Source organism: Thermodesulfobacterium thermophilum DSM 1276, from assembly GCF_000421605.1.
Taxonomy (GTDB): domain Bacteria; phylum Desulfobacterota; class Thermodesulfobacteria; order Thermodesulfobacteriales; family Thermodesulfobacteriaceae; genus Thermodesulfobacterium; species Thermodesulfobacterium thermophilum.
This window is the reverse complement of record NZ_ATXI01000042.1, coordinates 1-1,202: the sequence shown is the minus strand read 5'-3', so window position 1 is coordinate 1,202 and position 1,202 is coordinate 1. Positions and strand designations below refer to the sequence as shown.

General features: G+C 39.8%; 2 protein-coding genes. Both read left to right on the top strand.

Translation table 11 applies throughout. From position 1 onward, the window contains the following. Positions 1-231 (top strand): flavoprotein (locus tag H529_RS11760; protein ID WP_022856240.1); only part of this gene is annotated, 231 nt, incomplete at its 5' end. A 39-nt stretch (positions 232-270) separates the two neighbouring features. After that, on the top strand, positions 271-1,202 hold a 932-nt coding region (locus H529_RS0109435), incomplete at its 3' end, for a HAMP domain-containing methyl-accepting chemotaxis protein (RefSeq protein ID WP_022856239.1).

The window sequence follows — 1,202 nt, the reverse complement described above, 5'->3', positions numbered from 1 at the left end:
AGAAAGCCTTTAGTTTTAGTGGTCAGAGAAACCCCTCTAAACCTTATTCACATAAGAAACATGGAAGCTTGTCTTAAGGCAGGAGCTGTTATTTTCCCAGCCATGCCCTCTTTTTATCAGAGACCTAAGACTTTAGAGGAGCTGGTAGACTTTTTTGTGAAAAGGCTTCTTATGTTTCTGGGTTTTAACCCCCAAGGTTTTAAGAGCTGGGAAGAAATCTGCGAAAGTTAACTTGGTTATAAGGTAAAAATAAAAAAATAGGAGGTAAAGATGTTTAAAAACTGGAGTATTACCAAAAAGCTTCTTGCAGGTTTTGGTGTTATCTTTTTTATAGTCGGCCTTGTATCTTTCTATACTTTATATTCTTTGTTTATTGTGAAAAAAGACGTTCAGGATTTAGGAGAAAGAGCGGACAAGCTCGAGATGGCTGCTAAGGTTAGAAGAGAGACTATGGTAGGTGTTCACTATAACGTCACCAAACTTCTTTTAACGAATGATCCGGAAAAAAGAAAGGAGTATTATAACGAAATCCTTAAAGCTCGAGAGGAGTATAAGAAAGCTATGGATTTTCTTAAGTCTGTTACCCGATCAGAGGAAGGAAAAAGACTTTTGCAAAACGTGCAAGATTCTATAGTTTCAGCAAGAGAGTTAACCAACAAAACCCTTGAACTTGTCTTAGCAGGTAAAACTTTGGCGGTTGAGATAGCTGTTGACAGTCGAGATGAAATAGGAACGATGAGTGCTGACCTCAGAGAGGCATTAGTTAGCATTAGAAATCTTATAGATGAGGTCAAGCATGTGTCAGTTGCCCTTGCTGGGTCAAGTGAGGAGTTATCTGCCATAACCAAGCAGTTTAGTGCAAGTATTGAGAATCAGACTCAAAAGGCAACTCAGATTGCAAGCGCAGCAGAACAGATGTCTATTACGGTGGTTGACATAGCTAAAAACACAACCAACATACTTGAAGAGAGTAAAAAGACAGCTGAGATTGCAAGGGAAGGGGAGAACTATACTTTAAAAACAGCAAATGAGGTTAAGGTAATAGAAAGGAATGCAGGGAAGTTGAAGGAAGTTATGTACAGTTTAGAGGAGAGGACCAGGGCAATAGAGAGTGTGGTAGAGTTTATCAAGGATGTGGCAGAGCAGACCAATTTACTTGCTTTGAATGCAACGATTGAGGCAGCCCGAGCTGGAGAGCATGG